Source organism: Paraburkholderia panacisoli (genome assembly GCF_008369935.1).
Taxonomy (GTDB): domain Bacteria; phylum Pseudomonadota; class Gammaproteobacteria; order Burkholderiales; family Burkholderiaceae; genus Paraburkholderia; species Paraburkholderia panacisoli.
This window is the reverse complement of the sequence record NZ_VTUZ01000143.1, coordinates 1-1,372: the sequence shown is the minus strand read 5'-3', so window position 1 is coordinate 1,372 and position 1,372 is coordinate 1. Positions and strand designations below refer to the sequence as shown.

The 1,372-nt window shown below is 56.3% G+C and carries 1 protein-coding gene; it reads right to left on the bottom strand.

Annotation, left to right across the window (positions count from 1 at the left end):
* Positions 1-153: 153 nt before the first annotated feature.
* Positions 154-1,158: a tyrosine-type recombinase/integrase gene (locus FVF58_RS51015; RefSeq protein WP_149676988.1), complete on the bottom strand. Its 1,005-nt coding sequence runs from the start codon at positions 1,156-1,158 to the stop codon at positions 154-156.
* Positions 1,159-1,372: the final 214 nt, after the last annotated feature.

Sequence of the window (1,372 nt, the reverse complement as noted above, 5' to 3'; positions counted from 1 at the left end):
GAGGTCCTATCCTCACTTCGTAGTTATGGAAAGTTCTGTCGGGATGGCGGGAGCAGACACTTGCGAAACGATGCCGCGCCCCCGGAATATCGAGGTCGTGGCATCGAGGCAAACATTGATGTGCTTCCGGCACCAGCTATCGAGCTTACATAACTACAGGCCTTGCAGGAACCGAAGCAGGTCATCCTTCGGCTTGTAACGGAAGGCCTTGCGCGATGGTGCCTGAAGGGCCTGTAATGCGCGGTCCTTCATTTGCAGATCGGCTTCAACGTAACGATGCGTGGTGACGGGGCTTTCGTGACCGAGCCACAATGCGATAACGGTAATGTCGACGCCGGATTGCAGCATATGCATCGCGACCGAATGTCGAATAACGTGCGGAGAAATGCGATGCTTTGCAAGCTCGGGAAACTGCCGTGACGCAGTCTGTACGGCAAGCTTGAGTCGCTCAGTGAAACCGACGCGCGTGAGCGAGTCGCCAGAGCGACCGGGAAACAGCGGTTCGTGAAGATCACGCGGATACTGCCGCATCCAATGCCTGAGTTCTTTGGCAGTGTCGGGCCACAGTGGAACCGAGCGTTCCTTGCGTCCCTTACCGTGGATGCGTACCCATGAGGTGGGCCCGAATACCAGATCGGACCCACGCATTTCCAGAAGTTCGGAAACGCGTGCGCCGGTGTTATACAGGGTTGCCAGCATGATGTGGTCACGCTGCCCTGTCCACGTGGAGGTATTCGGCGCAGCGAGGATGGCTTCGATATGCTGCCTGGAGACAAATCCGACGATGGGCTGCTCAAAGCGCTTCATGGGAATTGCCAGCACAGACTGCGCGATGGCCAATGCCGATGGTTCCTCGAATGAAACATATTCCATGAACGACCGGATGGCTGCGAATCTCGCATTGCGGCTTCGGATCGCGTTGCGCCGGTCTTGTTCGAGATGTCGAAGAAACTCGAGGACGAATGGTGCACTGAGGTCCTGGATCGTGATCTCGGCGGGTCGCTTGTGCAAGCGCTGATACGCAAAGGCCAGCAACAAGCGGAAGCTGTCGCGGTAGGCCATGACGGTGCGAGGACTTACGTGTCGCTGCTCCTGCAGTCGTTGCATAAAGAATTTCTGTACCAGAACGGGAAATGGTTGTACGGTGAGTTGGTTCATGATGTGCCTCCCTTAGAGCGCACAAACCGCCGGGCCGCGATCTCCAGAAGCTCGGGTGTAGCTGTTTCGTACCAGTATGTGTCTGTGATCTTGGCGTGCCCAAGGTACGTAGACAAGGCAAGAATGTTGTGGTCAACATCCAGTCCGCAGGCATACCAATCCTGCAGCCGATGACAGACGAATGAGTGACGGAGATCATGTAGTCTCGGGCTAG

Bases quoted from the DNA above. Each gene is read 5' to 3' on its own strand.
- FVF58_RS51015 (WP_149676988.1), bottom strand. From the start codon at position 1,158: ATGAACCAACTCACCGTACAACCATTTCCCGTTCTGGTACAGAAATTC.